The sequence below is a fragment of the Streptomyces olindensis genome (assembly GCF_040645895.1).
GTDB classification, from domain to species: domain Bacteria; phylum Actinomycetota; class Actinomycetes; order Streptomycetales; family Streptomycetaceae; genus Streptomyces; species Streptomyces olindensis.
The window spans coordinates 1-15807 of record NZ_JBEYZD010000072.1; the positions used below are offsets into that span (position 1 = coordinate 1).

At 72.4% G+C, this 15807-nt stretch carries 14 protein-coding genes and 1 tRNA gene; 3 read left to right on the top strand and 12 right to left on the bottom strand.

Annotated elements, in window-relative coordinates; all coding sequences use genetic code 11:
* Window positions 1-146: 146 nt before the first annotated feature.
* From ABZ948_RS32935 to ABZ948_RS32950, 4 genes are all read right to left on the bottom strand, one after another.
* Entirely contained in the window at window positions 147-992 is an 846-nt protein-coding gene (locus ABZ948_RS32935) for an EamA family transporter (RefSeq protein WP_359765767.1), read from the bottom strand.
* Window positions 989-1504 carry a YbaK/EbsC family protein gene (locus ABZ948_RS32940; RefSeq protein ID WP_359765769.1) on the bottom strand — a complete coding sequence of 172 codons (516 nt, stop codon included), beginning with the start codon at window positions 1502-1504 and terminating at the stop codon, window positions 989-991. Before ABZ948_RS32940 ends, ABZ948_RS32935 begins: the two co-directional genes overlap by 4 nt.
* A gap of 124 nt (window positions 1505-1628) precedes the next feature.
* Window positions 1629-3827: an MMPL family transporter gene (locus ABZ948_RS32945; RefSeq protein ID WP_359765771.1), complete on the bottom strand. Its 2199-nt coding sequence runs from the start codon at window positions 3825-3827 to the stop codon at window positions 1629-1631.
* Between the two features lie 98 nt (window positions 3828-3925).
* Window positions 3926-4528, bottom strand: coding sequence for a TetR/AcrR family transcriptional regulator (locus ABZ948_RS32950; RefSeq protein WP_359765773.1), 603 nt, complete (start codon window positions 4526-4528; stop codon window positions 3926-3928).
* A 164-nt stretch (window positions 4529-4692) separates the two neighbouring features.
* On the opposite strand from ABZ948_RS32950, the gene ABZ948_RS32955 reads away from it, so the two are divergent.
* Complete coding sequence (locus ABZ948_RS32955) at window positions 4693-7923, top strand: S41 family peptidase (protein ID WP_359765775.1); 3231 nt, start codon at window positions 4693-4695, stop codon at window positions 7921-7923.
* Window positions 7924-8014: 91 nt separating this feature from the next.
* Here the strand turns inward: ABZ948_RS32955 and ABZ948_RS32960 are convergent, their stop codons facing one another.
* The 4 genes from ABZ948_RS32960 to ABZ948_RS32975 all read right to left on the bottom strand — a co-directional run bounded on the left by ABZ948_RS32960 (window position 8015) and on the right by ABZ948_RS32975 (window position 11631).
* The gene (locus tag ABZ948_RS32960) at window positions 8015-8224 is read right to left on the bottom strand and encodes a hypothetical protein (RefSeq protein WP_359765777.1); all 210 of its coding nucleotides are present in this window, start codon (window positions 8222-8224) and stop codon (window positions 8015-8017) included.
* 76 nt (window positions 8225-8300) lie between these two features.
* The gene (locus ABZ948_RS32965; protein WP_359765779.1) at window positions 8301-9185 is read right to left on the bottom strand and encodes an SDR family oxidoreductase; all 885 of its coding nucleotides are present in this window, start codon (window positions 9183-9185) and stop codon (window positions 8301-8303) included.
* A complete protein-coding gene (locus tag ABZ948_RS32970) occupies window positions 9182-10105 on the bottom strand; it encodes an alpha/beta fold hydrolase (protein ID WP_359765781.1) in 924 nt (307 codons plus the stop codon). Before ABZ948_RS32970 ends, ABZ948_RS32965 begins: the two co-directional genes overlap by 4 nt.
* Window positions 10102-11631, bottom strand: a complete 1530-nt coding sequence (locus tag ABZ948_RS32975) for a flavin-containing monooxygenase (protein ID WP_359765783.1) — start codon at window positions 11629-11631, stop codon at window positions 10102-10104. Before ABZ948_RS32975 ends, ABZ948_RS32970 begins: the two co-directional genes overlap by 4 nt.
* 130 nt (window positions 11632-11761) lie before the next feature.
* On the opposite strand from ABZ948_RS32975, the gene ABZ948_RS32980 reads away from it, so the two are divergent.
* Window positions 11762-12403 carry a MerR family transcriptional regulator gene (locus tag ABZ948_RS32980; RefSeq protein ID WP_359765785.1) on the top strand — a complete coding sequence of 214 codons (642 nt, stop codon included), beginning with the start codon at window positions 11762-11764 and terminating at the stop codon, window positions 12401-12403.
* Here the strand turns inward: ABZ948_RS32980 and ABZ948_RS32985 are convergent.
* Window positions 12400-13203, bottom strand: a complete 804-nt coding sequence (locus ABZ948_RS32985; protein WP_359765787.1) for an exodeoxyribonuclease III — start codon at window positions 13201-13203, stop codon at window positions 12400-12402. The two genes, ABZ948_RS32980 and ABZ948_RS32985, sit on opposite strands and share 4 nt — an antisense overlap.
* A 60-nt stretch (window positions 13204-13263) precedes the next feature.
* On the opposite strand from ABZ948_RS32985, the gene ABZ948_RS32990 reads away from it, so the two are divergent.
* Window positions 13264-13752, top strand: coding sequence for a GNAT family N-acetyltransferase (locus ABZ948_RS32990; RefSeq protein WP_359765789.1), 489 nt, complete (start codon window positions 13264-13266; stop codon window positions 13750-13752).
* Between the two features lie 7 nt (window positions 13753-13759).
* Here ABZ948_RS32990 and ABZ948_RS32995 read toward each other — a convergent pair whose 3' ends face one another.
* From ABZ948_RS32995 to sepX, 3 genes are all read right to left on the bottom strand, one after another.
* Window positions 13760-14200, bottom strand: coding sequence for a hypothetical protein (locus ABZ948_RS32995; protein WP_359765791.1), 441 nt, complete (start codon window positions 14198-14200; stop codon window positions 13760-13762).
* A 151-nt stretch (window positions 14201-14351) separates the two neighbouring features.
* Window positions 14352-14425: transfer RNA gene (locus ABZ948_RS33000), tRNA-Ala, on the bottom strand.
* Window positions 14426-14508: 83 nt separating this feature from the next.
* On the bottom strand, window positions 14509-15690 hold the full coding sequence (gene sepX / locus ABZ948_RS33005) for a divisome protein SepX/GlpR (protein WP_359765793.1): 1182 nt from the start codon (window positions 15688-15690) through the stop codon (window positions 14509-14511).
* Between the last annotated feature and the right edge of the window lie 117 nt (window positions 15691-15807).

Consider the following 15807-nt stretch of genomic DNA (forward strand, 5'->3'; position numbering starts at 1 on the left):
GGCTGCGCTCGAGCAGGGAGGTACCCCCATGGCCCCGCTCACCGGCGCTGATGAGGTGCCGTCGGTTCCCTGCGACCTGATCCAAACGACAGGCCCTAGTTCCAGGGTGCTCCTCACACCGGTCGGACGCACCCGTCCGGCGCCGCCTATCCGGCGTGCAGCATCAGCCCGATCCCGACGACGAGCAGCCCGGCCGCCGCGATCCTCGGCGCCCCGAACCGCTCCTTGAAGAACACGGCCCCGATCGCCGCGCCCACGATGATCGACGATTCGCGCAGGGCGGCGATGGGCGCCAGCTCGGCCCTGGTCTGGGCCCACAGGACGAGGGCGTAGGCGGCGACGGAGAGCGCGGCGCCGAGCAGCCCGATCGCGGCGAACGGCCGCAGATTCGCCGCCGTCCGCCCGCGCCACCGCCACGCGGCGTACGCCGGGACGGCCGCCCCCTGCACCGCCATCAGCCAGGCGATGTACCCGAGGGACGAGCCGGCTGCGCGCACGCCCAGCCCGTCGACGACGGTGTACGCCGCTATCGTCAGCCCGGTCGCCAGGGCCGCTCCGATCGCCGCCCAGTCGGGCCGGTGCCCGCGCAGGCCCCACAGGGCGACGCCGGTCAGGCCCGCGCAGGACACGGCGATCCCGGCGGCGGCCCATCCGTCGGGCACCTCGTGTGCGAAGAGGGCGGCCAGCAGCGTCACCACGAGGGGCGCGGTGCCGCGCGCGATGGGATAGGCCTGCCCGAAGTCCCCCAGCCGGAAGGACTGCATCAGCAGCGCGTAGTAGGCGATGTGGATGGCGGCGGAGGCCAGCAGGTACGGCCATGCCGCGGCCGCCGGGAACGCCACGAACGGCGCCAGGGACAGCCCGATGACGAGCCCCCCGCCCGAGATCAGCGCGAAGCCGGCCAGCTTGTCGGTGATCTTGTGGGCGATGGCGTTCCAGCTGGCGTGGGTGACGGCGGCGAGCAGGACGGCGGTGGTGACCAGCGGCGTCACGAGGTGCGCTCGCGCACGTCCACGAGCGTGCCGCCGGCGTGGCCGACGAGGTCCCGCGGCGCCATCGGGAAGACGGTGTACGGGGTCCCGGCCGCGGCCCAGACGACGTCGTGCGCGAGGAGGGAACGGTCGGCGAGGACCCGGGTCCTGGTCCGGTGCCCGAAGGGCGGCACGCCGCCGATGGCGTACCCGGTGGTCTCCCGCACGACATCGGCCCTGGCCCGGGTGACCTTCTCCGCCCCGAGCTGCTTGCGCACCAGCTCGACGTCCACGCGGGAGGCCCCGTCCATGAGGACGAGCACGGGCACCCCGTCCGCGGCGAAGATCAGCGACTTGCAGATCTGGCTCAGCTCGCACCCGAGGGCGGCGGCGGCCTCGGCGGCGGTACGCGTGGCCTCCGGGAACCGGCGGACCCGGCCGACCAGTCCCTCCAGCCCGAGACCGCGCAGGGCCTCGACGAACTGGGGGTGTGCTCCGGAGTTCTCGGCGTCAGTGGCGGCTGTCGTCGTCATGGAGGGCACGGTAGCGGTGGGTGTATGGGGCATGCGAGCGGGTTCTTCGGCCCCGGGACGGCGAGAGGCCGGTGAGGGTCCCCGTCCCCACGGAGCCCTCACCGGCCGGTTTCTCGGCGGGCCGTCAGGCGCGTACCAGCTCCCTGTCCCTGTCGCCGGCCGTGCGCAGGCCCTCGCCCTCCACGTCCACGTTGGGCAGGACGCGGTCGAGCCACCTGGGCAGCCACCAGGCCTTGCGGCCGAGGAGGGCCAGGACGGCCGGGACGATCGCCATGCGGACGACGAACGCGTCGAAGAAGACCGCGATCGCGAGGCCGAAGCCGATCATCTTGACCATCGACTCGGACGAGCCGATGAAGCCGGCGAAGACGGCCATCATGATGACCGCGGCGGCGGTCACGACCCGCGCGCCGTGCCGGAAGCCGGTGACCACGGCCTGGGCGGGCTTCTCGCCGTGGACGTAGGCCTCCCGCATCCGCGTCACGAGGAACACCTCGTAGTCCATGGCAAGACCGAAGACCACGCCGACCATGAAGATCGGCATCATCGACATGACCGGACCCGTCTGCTCGACGCCCATGAGGTCCGACAGCCAGCCCCACTGGAACACCGCGACGACCGCGCCGAGCGCCGCCATCACCGACAGCAGGAAGCCGAGGGCCGCCTTCAGCGGGACCAGGATCGAGCGGAAGACCACGATCAGCAGCAGGAAGGCCAGGCCGACGACGAGGACCAGGTACGGCACCAGTGCGTCGTTGAGCTTCTCGCTGACGTCGATGTTCATCGCCGTGCTGCCGGTGACCAGGACGTTCGCGTCGGTGTCGGCCTTGATGCCGTTACCGGCGTCCCGGATGCCGTGCACCAGGTTCTCCGTCGTGACGGAGGACGGCTTGGAGCCGGGGATGACGGTGATGGTGGCGGTGTCGCCGGCCTTGTTGGGCTGCGGCGGCGTCACCGTCACGACGTCCTTCAGGCCCTTGATCTCGTCGCCGGTGGCGGTGAAGGCCGCCTTCGGGTCGTCACTGCCCTTGGCGTCGACCACGACCATCAGCGGGCCGTTGAAGCCGGGGCCGAAGCCCTCGGACAGCAGGTCGTAGGCGCGGCGCTGCGTGGTGGAGGTGGGCTGGGAGCCGTCGTCGGGCAGGCCCAGTTCCAGGGACGCCGCCGGGACGGCCGCCGCGCCGAGGCCGACGACGCCGAGCAGCAGGACCGCGATCGGGCGGCGGACGACGAAGCTCGCCCAGCGGGTGCCCAGATTGGGCCTGGCCGGCTTGTCCTGCTTCTTCGCCCGGCCGAGGAGCTTGCCCTTCTCACCCATCGGCTTGACCTTGCGGCCCGCGTATCCCAGCAGGGCCGGGACCATCGTCAGGGCGATCAGCACCGCGATGGCCACCGTGCCCGCCGCGGCGATGCCCATCTTCGTCAGCATCGGGATGTTGACGACGGACAGGCCCACCAGGGCGATCACCACGGTCAGTCCGGCGAAGACCACCGCGGAGCCCGCCGTGCCGACGGCCCGGCCGACCGCCTCCTCGCGGTCGCGCCCCTCGGCCAGTTCGGCGCGGTAGCGGGAGACGATGAACAGGGCGTAGTCGATGCCGACCGCCAGGCCGATCATCATCGCCAGCGTCGAGGTGGTCGAGCCGAGGTCGAGGGCACTGGCCAGGGCCGTGATCGCGGAGACGCCGATGCCCACGCCGATGAGGGCCGTCAGCAGTGGCAGTCCGGCCGCGACCAGCGAGCCGAAGGTGATGACGAGGACGACCGCGGCGACCGCGATGCCGATGATCTCGCTGCTGCCGGTGTGCGGGACCGCCTGGAGCGCGTCGCCGCCGATCTCGACGGTCAGCCCGGCCTTCCGCGCGTCCTGGGCGGTGTCCTGCAGGGCGTCCTTGGCGGCGTCGTCCAGCTCCATGCCGGAGACCTTGTACGACACCTGCGCGTAGGCGATCGTGCCGTCCTTGCTGACGGCCTTCGCCCGGTACGGGTCGGTGACGGAGGCGACCTCGGAGCCGTCGGCCAGCTCCTTCACGGTCTCCTGGACCGTCGCCTTGTTGCCGGGGTCGGTCATCTTCTCGCCGCTCGGCGCCTTGAAGACGACGCGGGCGGTGGCTCCGTCGGCGCTCATGCCCGGGAAGCGCTGCTCCAGCAGGTCGAAGGCCTTCTGGGCCTCGGTGCCGGGGATGGAGAACGAGCTGTTGCCGGCGGCGGGGGCGCTGGCCGCGCCGACCCCGGCGAGGGTCAGCAGGGCCACCCATATCAGGGCGACCAGATGCCGTCGCCGGAAGGAGATCCGGCCGAGTTTGTAGAGGAAAGTGGCCACGAGGGCGTACTCCCGGTCAGGTCGTGAGGTCTTCAGGGCAGGGGTGATCAGCCCGACGACGTGAGCGGAGACGTCAGGTGGGGGGCTAGCTCAGGGGACTACTGGGTGGGAACGCCGAGGGCGGGGAGGACCACGGCGTCGATGTACGAGGTCAGGAAGGCCCGCGTCGGGGGCTTGTCGTCGAGGACCGCGCAGGTGACGAACGCGCCGAGCATCATGTGCACCACGAAGTCGAGCGCCGGGCAGTCCGGACGGACCTCGCCCCGGTCGACGGCACGCTGCAGCACGATGCGGAAGTCGGCGACCTCCGGTTCGATGATCTGGCTGCGGAACTCGCTGTGCAGGTCCGGGTTGGCGTGCATCGCCATGGCCAGCCCGCGCATCAGCGCGCCGTTCTGCTCCATCTCCGCGTCGTCCGCTCGCGCCGTGAGGGCGTGGAAGTCGCCGCGGAGCGACCCGGTGTCGATCTCGCCGAGGTCCTTGCCCGGCTTGGTGTGCCGGATCGCCTTGACGACCAGCTGCGCCTTGCCGCCCCACTGGCGGTAGAGCGTGGCCTTGCTGGACCGGGTGCGAGCGGCCACGGCGTCCATGGTGAGGGCGTCGTAGCCGACTTCGCGGAGCAGGTCGAGCACGGCCTCGTACAGCTCGGCCTCACGCTCGGGGGTGATCCGACTGCGACGCGCGGTGGCGACCTCAGCCATCTCTCTCACCTTCCTGCTCCGAACGACACGGTTTCGTACGTGACGAATGTATCGCAGCCCCTATGGAAACGAAACAGTTTCGTACGTGTCCTGGGTCACGAGCCCGCCAGGCATCCGCTTTGTCTGGACTTGCTCCGCTCCGTCCCCCGGCAAAGCATGAAGACGTGACCTATCTGCGGCTGCCACACCTCCATGACGACCTGCTGTGCTTCGTGGCCGAGGACGACCTCTGGCTCGCCCCGCTCGACGGCCCCGGCCGCGCCTGGCGGCTCACCGTCGACCGCACCAAGGCGGGCCACCCCCGCTTCTCGCCGGACGGCCGGCACCTCGCGTACACGAGCTGGCGCAGCCTGGTGCCCGAGGTCCACCTCGTCCCCGTCGACGGCGGCCCGGGCCGGCAGGTGAGCCACTGGGGCAGCGCCGACACCCGGGTCTGCGGCTGGACCCCGGAGGGCGAGATCCTGGCCGTGGCCTCGCACGGCGAGCCCTTCTCGTACTTCACCTGGGCCTACAAGGTCTCCCCCGACGGCGACCCGGGCCGCAAACTGCCCTGGGGGCCGGTCGCCGACATCCAGGTGGCCGACCTGGACGGCGAGCGCAGGACCCTCCTCCTGACCGGCACCCCGCCCCATGAACCGGCCGCCTGGAAGCGCTACCGGGGCGGCGCCACGGGCCGGCTGTGGCTGCACGGCGAACGGCTGCTCGAAGGCCTCGGCGGCCATCTGCACTCCCCCCTGTTCGTCGGCGGCCGGATCGCCTTCCTCTCCGACCACGAGGGCGTCGGCAACCTCTACTCGTGCGCCTACGACGGCTCCGACCTGCGCCGCCACACCGACCACGACGCCTTCTACGCCCGGCACGCGGCGAGCGACGGCACCCGGGTGGTGTACCAGTGCGCGGGCGATCTGTGGCTGGTGGACGACCTGTCCCCGGGCTCCGAGCCACGCCGGCTCGACGTCCGGCTGAGCGGGCCGCGCGCGGGGCGACGCCCGTACCAGGTGGCGGCCTCCCAGCACGTCGACGGGGTGTCGGTCGACGAGACGGGGCGGGCCAGCGCCGTCGTCGTACGCGGCAGCCTGTACTGGCTCACCCACCGGGACGGACCGGCCCGCACCCTCACCGACACCCCGGGCGTCCGCGTGCGGATGCCGGAGATGCTCGGCGGGAGCGGGCGGGTGGCGTACGTGACGGACGCGGAGGGCGAGGACGCCATCGAGATCGCCTCCCTGCCCCGGGCGAGCGGCGACCGCACCCCCCGGCGGCTGTCGGCGGGCACGCTGGGCCGGGTGCGCGAACTGGTCTCGGACCCGGAGGGCGAGCTGCTGGCGGTCGCCTCGCACGACGGGCGGCTCCTCCTCGTCGACGTCACGGAGGAGGGCGACGGCGAGGTCACCGAGCTGATCCGGTCGATCAACGGACCCGTGCGCGACCTCGCGTTCTCCCCGGACGGGGCGTGGCTGACCTGGTCGCACCCGGGCATCGGGCGGACGCTGCGGCAGATCAAACTGGCCCGGATCAAGGACCGGTTCGTCGTCGACGTCACCAACGGCCGCTTCGAGGACGAGAACCCGGTCTTCACCCGCGACGGCCGCTACCTCGCCTTCCTGTCCTGGCGCGGCTTCGACCCGGTCTACGACGTGCACACCGGCGACCTGTCCTTCCCGCTGGGCTGCCGCCCGTACCTCGTGCCGCTGTCCTCGGCGACGCCCTCCCCCTTCGCGGTGAACCCGGAGGGCCGCCCGGCCGCAGGCGGCCTGGACCCGGTGGAGGACGACGAGAACGGCGACGGCGGGGCCGTCATCGTCGAGGTCGAGGGCCTGGAGAGCCGGGTCACGCCGTTCCCGGTGGCCGCGTCCAAGTACTCGGCGCTGCACCCGGTGGCGGGCGGCGGCCTGGTCTGGCTGCGCTGGCCTATCTCGGGCGCACTGGGCGAGACGTTCGCCAACCCGGACGACACCAGCGGCCGGCCGACCCTGGAGCACTTCGGCATCACCAAGGCCAAGAAGTCCGAACTCGCCGTACACCTGGACTGGTTCGCGGTCAGCGGCGACGGCACCCGGCTGGTGATCGTCGACGAGGGCGAGCTGCGCGCGGTCCCGGCGGGCGAGCCCGGCGACGCCGACTCGACGGTGTGGATCGACGCCCGCCGCATCCTGCACACGGTCGACCCGGCCGCGGAGTGGCGGCAGGCGTACGAGGAGGCCGGGCGGCTGATCCGGGCCTACTTCTGGGAGCCGGGCATGTGCGGCATCGACTGGGACGGGGTGCTGGACCAGTACCGCCCGCTGGTCGAACGGGTGGCGTCCCCGGACGAGTTCGCCGACCTGCTGCGCGAGGTGCTGGGCGAGCTGGGCACGTCCCACGCCTACGTCTCCCCCGCCCGGCGCAACGAGGGCCCGCCGCACTACCAGCGCCGGCAGGGCCTGCTGGGCGCCAACTTCGTACGCCGCGACGGCGGCTGGATGGTCAAGCGGATCCTGCCCGGCGACTCCTCCGACTCCAAGGCCCGCTCCCCGCTGGCCGGTACGGGCATCCGCGAGGGCGCGCTCCTCACCCACGTCGACGGCCGCCCGGTGGACCCGGACGCGGGCCCGTACCCGCTGCTGGCGGGCTCGGGCGGGACGACGGTGGAGCTGACCTTCTCCCCGGCGGAGGGCGACGGGCCGCCCCGGCGGGTCGCCGTCGTGCCGCTGATCGACGAGCGGCCGCTGCGCTACCAGGACTGGGTGGCGAAACGGCGTGCGGTGGTGCGCGAGTTGAGCGGGGGCCGCTGCGGCTACCTCCACATCCCGGACATGGGCGGTTCGGGCTGGGCGCAGTTCAACCGCGACCTGCGCATGGAGGTGTCCCGGCCCGCGCTGATCGTGGACGTGCGCGGCAACGCCGGCGGCCACATCAGCGAGCTGGTCATCGAGACGCTGAGCCGCACGATCCTGGGCTGGGACCTGACCCGGGACGCCCAGCCGGTGTCGTACACCTCGAACGCGCCGCGGGGCCCGGTGGTGGCCCTGGCGGACGAGGCGACCTCCTCCGACGGCGACATGATCACCGCCGCGTTCAAGCTGCTCAAGCTCGGCCCGGTCGTAGGACAGCGCACCTGGGGCGGTGTGGTCGGCATGACCGGCCGCCACGAGCTGGGCGACGGCACGGTGATCACGGTGCCGATGAACGCGGCCTGGTTCGACGCCTACGGCTGGTCCGTGGAGAACAAGGGCGTCGCCCCCGACATCGACGTCCTGCGCACCCCGCTGGACTGGGCCGAGGGGCGGCACGCCCAGCTGACCGACGCGGTGGAGCTGGCCCTCGGGCTGCTGGAGACCAACCCGCCCGCGACACCGCCCACCTACAGCGACGTACCGGACCGCTCCCGCCCGAAGCTGCCGCCCAGGGCGTGACCCACGCTGCCGCAGGACGTGACCCACAAGTGCCCCACAGGGGAAAGGGGCGCCCCGCACGGGGGCGCCCCAGTCCGCTCAGCACGCGTCGTCAGGCGTCGTAGTCCTGGTCGAAGCGGTCCTCCTGCTCGCGCTCACGGTCACGGTCCCGCTCGCGGTCGCGCTGCGGCTGCGAGGGGTCCATCTCCTCGTCACGCCGGCGGCCGCGGCCCTGCATCTGCTCGCGAGCCTGGTCCGCCTTCTGACGGGCCTGGTTCTGCCACTGCTCGGACTTCTCCTGGAACTGGTCCTTCATACCCATGTGGGTTCACTCCCGTTGGGGGTGAGGGGATCTGGCTCGTTCAGATTCACATGGGTCGTGACCCTGCGCATGTCGATCACTTACGCAGCGTAGTCCGCTGCTGCTCATCGGCCGCCCCTCCGGCTCCGACCAGGCCCGTTCGCATGCCCGTGAGCCGGTCCGCGAACCGCCGCATCTCCCGCTGGCCCACCGTCCCGATGACCCCGGGCAGGTAGCCGCGCACGCTCTGCATCCCGCGCAGCCACCACTGCCCGTACACATGGCTCGACCGCCGCTCGATCCCGGCCACGAGCCGGTCCACCGCGGGACCCAGCGGGTAGGTCTTGTTCGACGGCCAGGGCAGCCGCTGCCTCAACTCCCGCATGACGTCGTCCTGGTCGGCTCCGCGCACCATGTCGGTGTCGGTCCACGACAGGTACCCCACGCCGACCCTCACGCCCCGGTGCCCGACCTCGGCGCGCAGACTGTGCGCGTACGCCTCCACGCCCGACTTGGACGCGCAGTACGCGGTCATCATCGGCGCCGGGGTGATCGCGGCCAGGGACGCGATCTGCAGCAGATAGCCCCGGCTCTCCAGCAGCATCGGCAGGAAGGCGCGGGCGGTCACCGCCGAGCCGACCAGGTTGACCTCGATCACCCGCCGCCAGGACTCCGGGTCGGAGTCGACGAACGGACCCCCGGTCGCCACACCGGCGTTGGCGACGACGATGTCGACCCTGCCGAACCGCTCCTTGACCTCTTCGGCGACCCGGGCCATCGCCTCGTGGTCGGTGACGTCGGCGTGCCAGTGGTCGCTGTCGCTGTGCAACCGCCCGGAGACCTGCTTGAGCGCGTCCGGCTCCAGGCCGACCAGGGCGATCTTCACGCCGCGCGCGGAGAGCTTGCGGGCCAGCAGCTCCCCGACGCCGCGCGCCGCCCCGGTCACCACGGCGACCTTGCCTTCGAGGCTCACCCTGCTCATGCGCTCTCCTCGGATACGACCTGGATGTGTGTGGTGACGAGCTCGCGTATCTTCCCGGTGACCAGCTCGGGCGCCTCGATCGGGGTCATGTGCCCGATGCCGGGCAGCTCGGTGAACCCGGTGCACCGCGGCAGCGCCTCGCACAGGGCCCGGGCCTGCGCCGGCGGGGTCAGCCGGTCCGCCGTACCGACGACGACGGCCGTGGGGACGGTCAACTCCCGCACTCCGTGGTCGAGATCGAGCAGGTCCAGCACCTGCGACCAGGCGTGGCGGACCGTCCGGGGGCAGGCGTGCACGATCCGGGCGCAGGCCTCGACCATGTGCGGCGCCGAACCGGGGCCCATGGTCCCGTACTTGAGGATCCGGCGGGCCAGGGGCGTGACCGGGCCGAGCGGGGCGCGCGAGCCGAGGATCCGCCGGGTCAGCCAGGTCCGCACCCGCCCGGGCCGCAGGGGGACGACGGTGGCGGCGGCGACCAGCCGCGAACTGCCCGTGCTGCACAGCAGGACGGCGGCGGCGTGCTCCCGGAAGGCGGCCCGCCCGGAGGCCGCCATGACGGTCATGCCGCCCATGGAGTGCCCGGCGATCACGGCCTGTTCGCCCGGCGAGAGGGTGGCTCGAAGGACGGCTTCCAGGTCGTCGGCGAGGGCGTCGGTGCCGCAGGCCCGGCTCGCGGGGCTGCGGCCGTGGCCGCGCTGGTCGTAGGCGATGACCCGGTGGTCGGCGGCCAGGTCGCGGATCTGGGCGGCCCAGAAGGCGGTGGAGCAGGTCCAGCCGTGGGCGAGGACGACCGCGGGGGCGCCCTCGGGGCCGTGGATCTCGACGTGCAGCCGGGCGCCGTCCGCCGAGAAGGCGGTCAGTTCGCGCACCGGGACGGGCGGGGCGTAGGGCCCGGAGTCGACGTGCAGGAGGCGGCTCACGCGTCCACCCCCGCCTTCTCCGCGGCCTGCTTCTCGCCCGTCCCGGCCACGGGGGCCCGCAGGACGTCGTACTCGGCGAGGTCCACCCGCTTCGTCGCGCGCCGGAACTCGGCCGTCGTGCCGGGCCAGATGGTGGTGTTGCGGCCGCTCGCGTCGAGGTACCAGCTGGTGCAGCCGCCGGTGTTCCACACGGTGCGCTTCATGCGCTCCTGCACCCGGTGGTTCCAGGCGCTCACGGCTTCGGGGCGGGCGTCGAGGGCGACCCGGCCGCCGAGCACGTCGAGCTGGCGGACGTAGTCGGCCAGGTAGTTCAGCTGCGACTCGATCATCAGGATCATCGAGGAGTTCCCGAGGCCCGTGTTGGGCCCGATGATCGTCATCCAGTTGGGGAAGCCGGCCGCAGAGGCGCCGCGCAGGGCCTCCATGCCGCCCTTCCAGGTCTCGGCGAGGGTCCGCCCCTCGGCGCCCACGACCCGTTCGGCGATGGGCATGTCGGTGACGTGGAAGCCGGTGCCGAACACGATGGCGTCGACCTCGGCCTCGCTGCCGTCGGCGGCGACCAGGGTCGAGCCGCGCACCTCGGCCAGCCCGCTCGCGACGACGTCCACATTGGGCCGCGCGAGCGCCGGGTAGTACTCGCTGGACAGCAGGATCCGCTTGCAGCCGATGCGGTAGTCCGGGGTGAGCTTGGCGCGCAGGGCCGGGTCCTTGATGGCCCGGGCCATGTTGCGCTTGGCGAGCTGCTCCACGAACCCGAGCTCGTTCGGGTGCTTGGTGAACGCCTGGACCTGGAGTTCCCGGATGCCCCACAGCAGCCCGCGCCTGAGCTGCGAGGTGAAGGGCAGCTGCCGGTGGAGCCACCGCTCGGCACCGCTGATGGCCCGGTCCATGCGCGGCATGACCCACGGCGGGGTGCGCTGGAAGAGGGTGAGCCGGGAGACGTCCGGCTGGATCGACGGCACGATCTGGATGGCCGACGCGCCCGTGCCCACCATGGCGACGCGCTTGCCGCGCAGGTCGTAGTCGTGGTCCCAGCGGGCGGAGTGGAAGACCTTGCCGGGGAAGGAGTCCAGGCCGGGGATGTCCGGCACCTTCGGGTCGGACAGCGGCCCGGTCGCCGACACGACGAGGTCGGCGGAGAGGTTCCCGCTGCTGGTCTCGATGTCCCAGCACAGCCGCTCGGCGTTCCAGCTCATCCGCTTCACCTCCGAGTCGAAGCGGAGGTGCGGGCGCAGCCGGAAGGTGTCGGTCACGTGCTCCAGGTAGGCGCGGATGTGCTCCTGCCCCGAGAAGGTGCGCGGCCAGTCCGGGTGGGGCGCGAAGGAGAACGAGTACAGATGCGACGGCACGTCACAGGCGCACCCCGGGTAGCTGTTGTCCCGCCAGGTGCCGCCGACGCTGCCCGCCCGCTCCAGGACGACGAAGTCGGTGACGCCCTCGCGCCTGAGCCGCACGGCGGCCCCCAGCCCGCCGAACCCGGACCCGACCACCGCGACCCGCACGTGTTCGTGCTCGCGCTCGCCCATGCCGACACCTCCACACACCACGAGAACCGCGCCAGTGAACACTGGCGCAATGGGAGAGTAGGGCAGCACCGTACTGATGGGTAGGGGGCGGGCGAGGAAAGTTACCCGCGGTACGCCTTAAGGTGCCCAGGTGTCAGAGAAGCGTGAATACCGCATGGAAGAGCTGGCCCGCCTGGCCGGGATCACGGTGCGCACCCTGCGCTTCTACCGCGAACGCAAGCTGATCCCGCCACCCCGCCGCGAGGGCCGGATCGCCTGGTACGACGACGATCACCTCGCCCGGCTGCGCACGATCACCGCCCTGCTGGAACGCGGCCACACCCTCAGCGGCATCGCGGAGCTGGCGGAGGCCTTCGACCACGGCCGGGACGTAGGCGACCTGCTCGGCGTCGGCGCCCCGACCGAGGAGGAGCCGGTCCACCTCACCCCCGAGGAACTCGCCGACCACTTCGCCGGCGAGGCCACGCCCGAGAACCTGGCCGCCGCCATGGACCTCGGCTACCTCGGCACCGACGGCGGCGAGATCGTCCACATCAGCCGCCGCCTGCTGGACGTCTCCTCGGCCCTGGTCCGCGAGGGCATCCCCCTCGCGGAGGTCCTGGAGGCGGCCAAGCAGGTCCGCACCCACGCCGACGCCCTGGCCGAACTCTTCACCGCCCTGGTCCTCCGCCACGCCTCCGAAACGGACCTGCCCCGCCTGCGCCCACTGGCACGCAGCGTGGTGGAGGCGGAACTGTCACTGGCGCTGGACCGGCGGATGCGCAGGTCCTAGCACTCGTAGACGACGGTCACCGGCGCGTGGTCGGACCACCGCTCGGCATGCGTCGCGGCCCGCTCCACGAACCCCTTCACGGCCCGGCCGGCGAGCCCCGGGGTGGCCACGTGGTAGTCGATCCGCCAACCGGTGTCGTTGTCGAAGGCCCGCCCCCGGTACGACCACCACGAGTACGGTCCCTCGACGTCGGGGTGCAGCGCGCGCACGACGTCGACATAGCCGCCGTCGGCCGGGTCGAGCACGCGGGACAGCCACTCCCGCTCCTCGGGCAGGAACCCGGAGTTCTTGGTGTTGCCGCGCCAGTTCTTCAGGTCGGCCCTCTGGTGGGCGATGTTCCAGTCGCCGCAGACCAGCACCTCCCGGCCGTCGGCGGCGGCCCGCTCCCGGAGGCCCTTCAGGTGGGCGAGGAACTCGCCCATGAAGCGCTCCTTCTCGTCCTGCCGTTCGGTGCCGACCTCACCCGAGGGCAGGTACAGCGAGGCGACGGTGACCCCCGGCAGATCGGCCTCCACGTACCGCCCGCTGCCGTCGAACTCGTCCGACCCGAACCCGATCCGCACCCGTTCGGGCTCATGGCGGCTGTACAGCGACACCCCGGCCCGCCCCTTGGCGGCGGCCGGCGCGTGCACCACGTGCCACCCCTCGGGCGCGCGGACGTGCTCGGGCAGCTGCTCCGGCTCGGCCCGCACCTCCTGCAGGCACAGCACGTCGGCGTCGGTCCCGGCCAGCCACTCCACGAAGCCCTTCTTCGCGGCGGCACGCAGCCCGTTCACATTCACAGAGGTCACAGTGAGCACCCCGGCACCATACCCGCAGACTGGACCAGGTCCAGTTCCGGATCGAATACCGTAGCGGCCATGCACATACGCCGGGTCTCCTTCGACCACCCCGACGCCATGAAGCTGAACGACCAGGTCCAGGCCGAATACGCCGTCCGCTACGGGGACGACGGCGACGCCACGCCCATGGCCGCCGCGGACTTCGAACCGCCGAACGGCATCTACCTGATCGCGTACGACGAGCACGGCACCCCCGTCGCCTCCGGCGGCTGGCGCGCCCAGGACGCGAACGACGAGGGCAACCAGGACGGCGACGCCGAGGTCAAGCGCATGTACGTGGCCGAGCAGCTGCGCGGCAGGGGCCTCGCCCGCCGTATCCTGTCCGCCCTGGAGGAGGACGCCCGGGCCGCCGGCCGCGTCCGCATGGTCCTGGAGACCGGCACGAAGCAGCCGGAGGCTATAGCCCTGTACACGTCCAGCGGCTACGAACCGTGCGCCAAGTTCGGCTACTACCGCCACTACGAGTCGAGCCGCTGCTTCGCGAAGCGACTGCGGCCCGCCGGCTGACGGGGGCTCAGCGGCCGCCCCGCCCGTGCCGCTTGTCACGCGGCGCGCGCTGCGCGCGGCCGCGCCACCACTCGATCACCGAGCCGGTCTCGCCCCGCCGGTGCGGCGGCACCAGCGCCTTCGGCCAGTTGAACCACGCGATCTTGAGGTGCAGCGCCAGCAAGGGCGGCGAGCACAGGATGAGGATCACACCGGCATTCACCATGGCGATCTCCCCGTCCGAGGCGGCGGTGACGGCGATGCCTATCGTCATGCAGACGCCCGCGGCGGTGAACGGGACGATGCCGCGTTCGTGCCCCTCGACGACCGACGGGTTCCAGGAGTATCCGAGGTACAGGTCGGGCGCCCGGCCGGAGCCGGTCCAGTGCAGCCACGCCGCCCGGACGAAGAACAGGTTCAGCGCGCCCGCGAAGACGGCGGCGAGGATGCCCGGAACGAGATGTGCCACAGCGCCTCCGCGGCAAGCGCACCGACCAGATACCCCAGTATCCGGGGTGAGATCGTCAAGAAGATCCACGGCCGGGCCAAGCCTGGGCAAGCATGTGGCCCTGAACACACGTCAGAGCCCGGTCGGTTTCCCGACCGGGCTCTGAGCTGCGTGGACCTGAGGGGATTTGAACCCCTGGCCCCCTCGATGCGAACGAGGTGCGCTACCGGACTGCGCCACAGGCCCTTGCAACGAGTGAAACTCTAGCACCCCGATCGGCCTGCTTGGAAATCCGTTCCCCAGGGGCGGTCACCTGCGGGTTCGCGGTGCTATTCGTTGGCAGCCCGGGGCCGCTCCCCGTCCTCGTACTGGTCGAACAGCGGCGTGCGCCCGCGCTCCCGGGCCCGTCTCGCCGAGGCCGCCCGGCGGGCGTCGGTGCGCCCGTCGTCGTCCGCTCTGTCCTGCGGGCGGGGGTCCGCCTCGGCCGGGTCCGCGGCCTCGGCCTCGCGCTCCGCGTCCGGGGCGACCGCGCTGGAGCGGGCCGAGCTCCACGTGTCGGGGGCGCCGAGGTCCACGTCACTGGTGGCCCGGGGGGCGACCGGCGCCGTCACATACGTCGGCAGGGGCACCGGCACCGGCTCCCAGCTGTCGCCCTGCCCCGGCCGCCGCTGCCGCTCGCGCTGCTGGTCGACCCACTCCGCGTGATCGGTCTGCTCGACGAGAGCGCGCCGGTCCGCCGCGAGCGCCGACAGGCCGGGGTCGGTCACCGGCTCGGGTCCGTCCTCCGGTTCGTCGGTCTCCGCGTCGGCCGCGGCGCGCCGGCGGGGCTGGCGCTGCCGCTCCCGCAGCCGCTGGGCCGCGGCCTCGGCCCGGCGGCGGTCCATCTGGTAGGCGAAGCGGCGGCGCTCCTGGGTGCGCAGGTACGCGATGTACACGCTGAGCATGACAGCGGGCACGCCCGGGGCCCACAGGAACGCCAGGCCTCCGACCGCGGCGACGATCGCGCCGAGGGTGAAGGCGAGGAACAGCATGGTGGTGGTGCGCCGGCGGCGCGCGAGCACCTTCGAGCGCCGGGCTCGTGCCGCGGCCGCCTGGGCCTGCGGTGACATGCCGCGCCGGGCCGCCGGCACGCGGCTGCCCGCGCGCTCGGGATCCGCCGCATTGGGTGCGGGCGGCGCCGGGCGGGCCGGCTGCTCCGGTGCGGGCGACGGTACGGGTGCCTGGGTCTGCGGACGGGTCTTGGACACGGCGAAGGCCCGGACGTCCACCGAGTCGGTGACGACGTCCAGGTCGTCGGCGTCCCGCTCCCCCTCGTCGGTGGAGCGCGCCCGCAGGTCCCTGGCGTACCGGCGCTCCATCCCCGCCCGTCCGGACAGCAGCCGGATGGCGGTGCTGAAGCGTTCCGTCGGACGGGCCTCGTTCAGCTCGTCCTGCCTACGGAGCCACATCGGCACCAAGTAGGCGGCCCAGGCCCCGACAATGACTGCGTAGATGAGGCCGCTGCTGCTCACGCCTCACACCGTAGAGGGGTTTCCGTGAGGCCATCCGCCAATTGGGCCGGTGTGTCGCACGATCTGGCTGATATTTCGAACTTTTTTTGTGACCGATGCGATCAGCAGACCGCCCGG

Coding starts and splice junctions, on each gene's coding strand:
- ABZ948_RS32940 (WP_359765769.1), bottom strand. CDS start 1,504: ATGACGACGACAGCCGCCACTGACGCCGAGAACTCCGGAGCACACCCC.
- ABZ948_RS32950 (WP_359765773.1), bottom strand. CDS start 4,528: ATGGCTGAGGTCGCCACCGCGCGTCGCAGTCGGATCACCCCCGAGCGT.
- ABZ948_RS32960 (WP_359765777.1), bottom strand. CDS start 8,224: ATGGGTATGAAGGACCAGTTCCAGGAGAAGTCCGAGCAGTGGCAGAAC.
- ABZ948_RS32965 (WP_359765779.1), bottom strand. CDS start 9,185: ATGAGCAGGGTGAGCCTCGAAGGCAAGGTCGCCGTGGTGACCGGGGCG.
- ABZ948_RS32975 (WP_359765783.1), bottom strand. CDS start 11,631: ATGGGCGAGCGCGAGCACGAACACGTGCGGGTCGCGGTGGTCGGGTCC.
- ABZ948_RS32990 (WP_359765789.1), top strand. CDS start 13,264: ATGCACATACGCCGGGTCTCCTTCGACCACCCCGACGCCATGAAGCTG.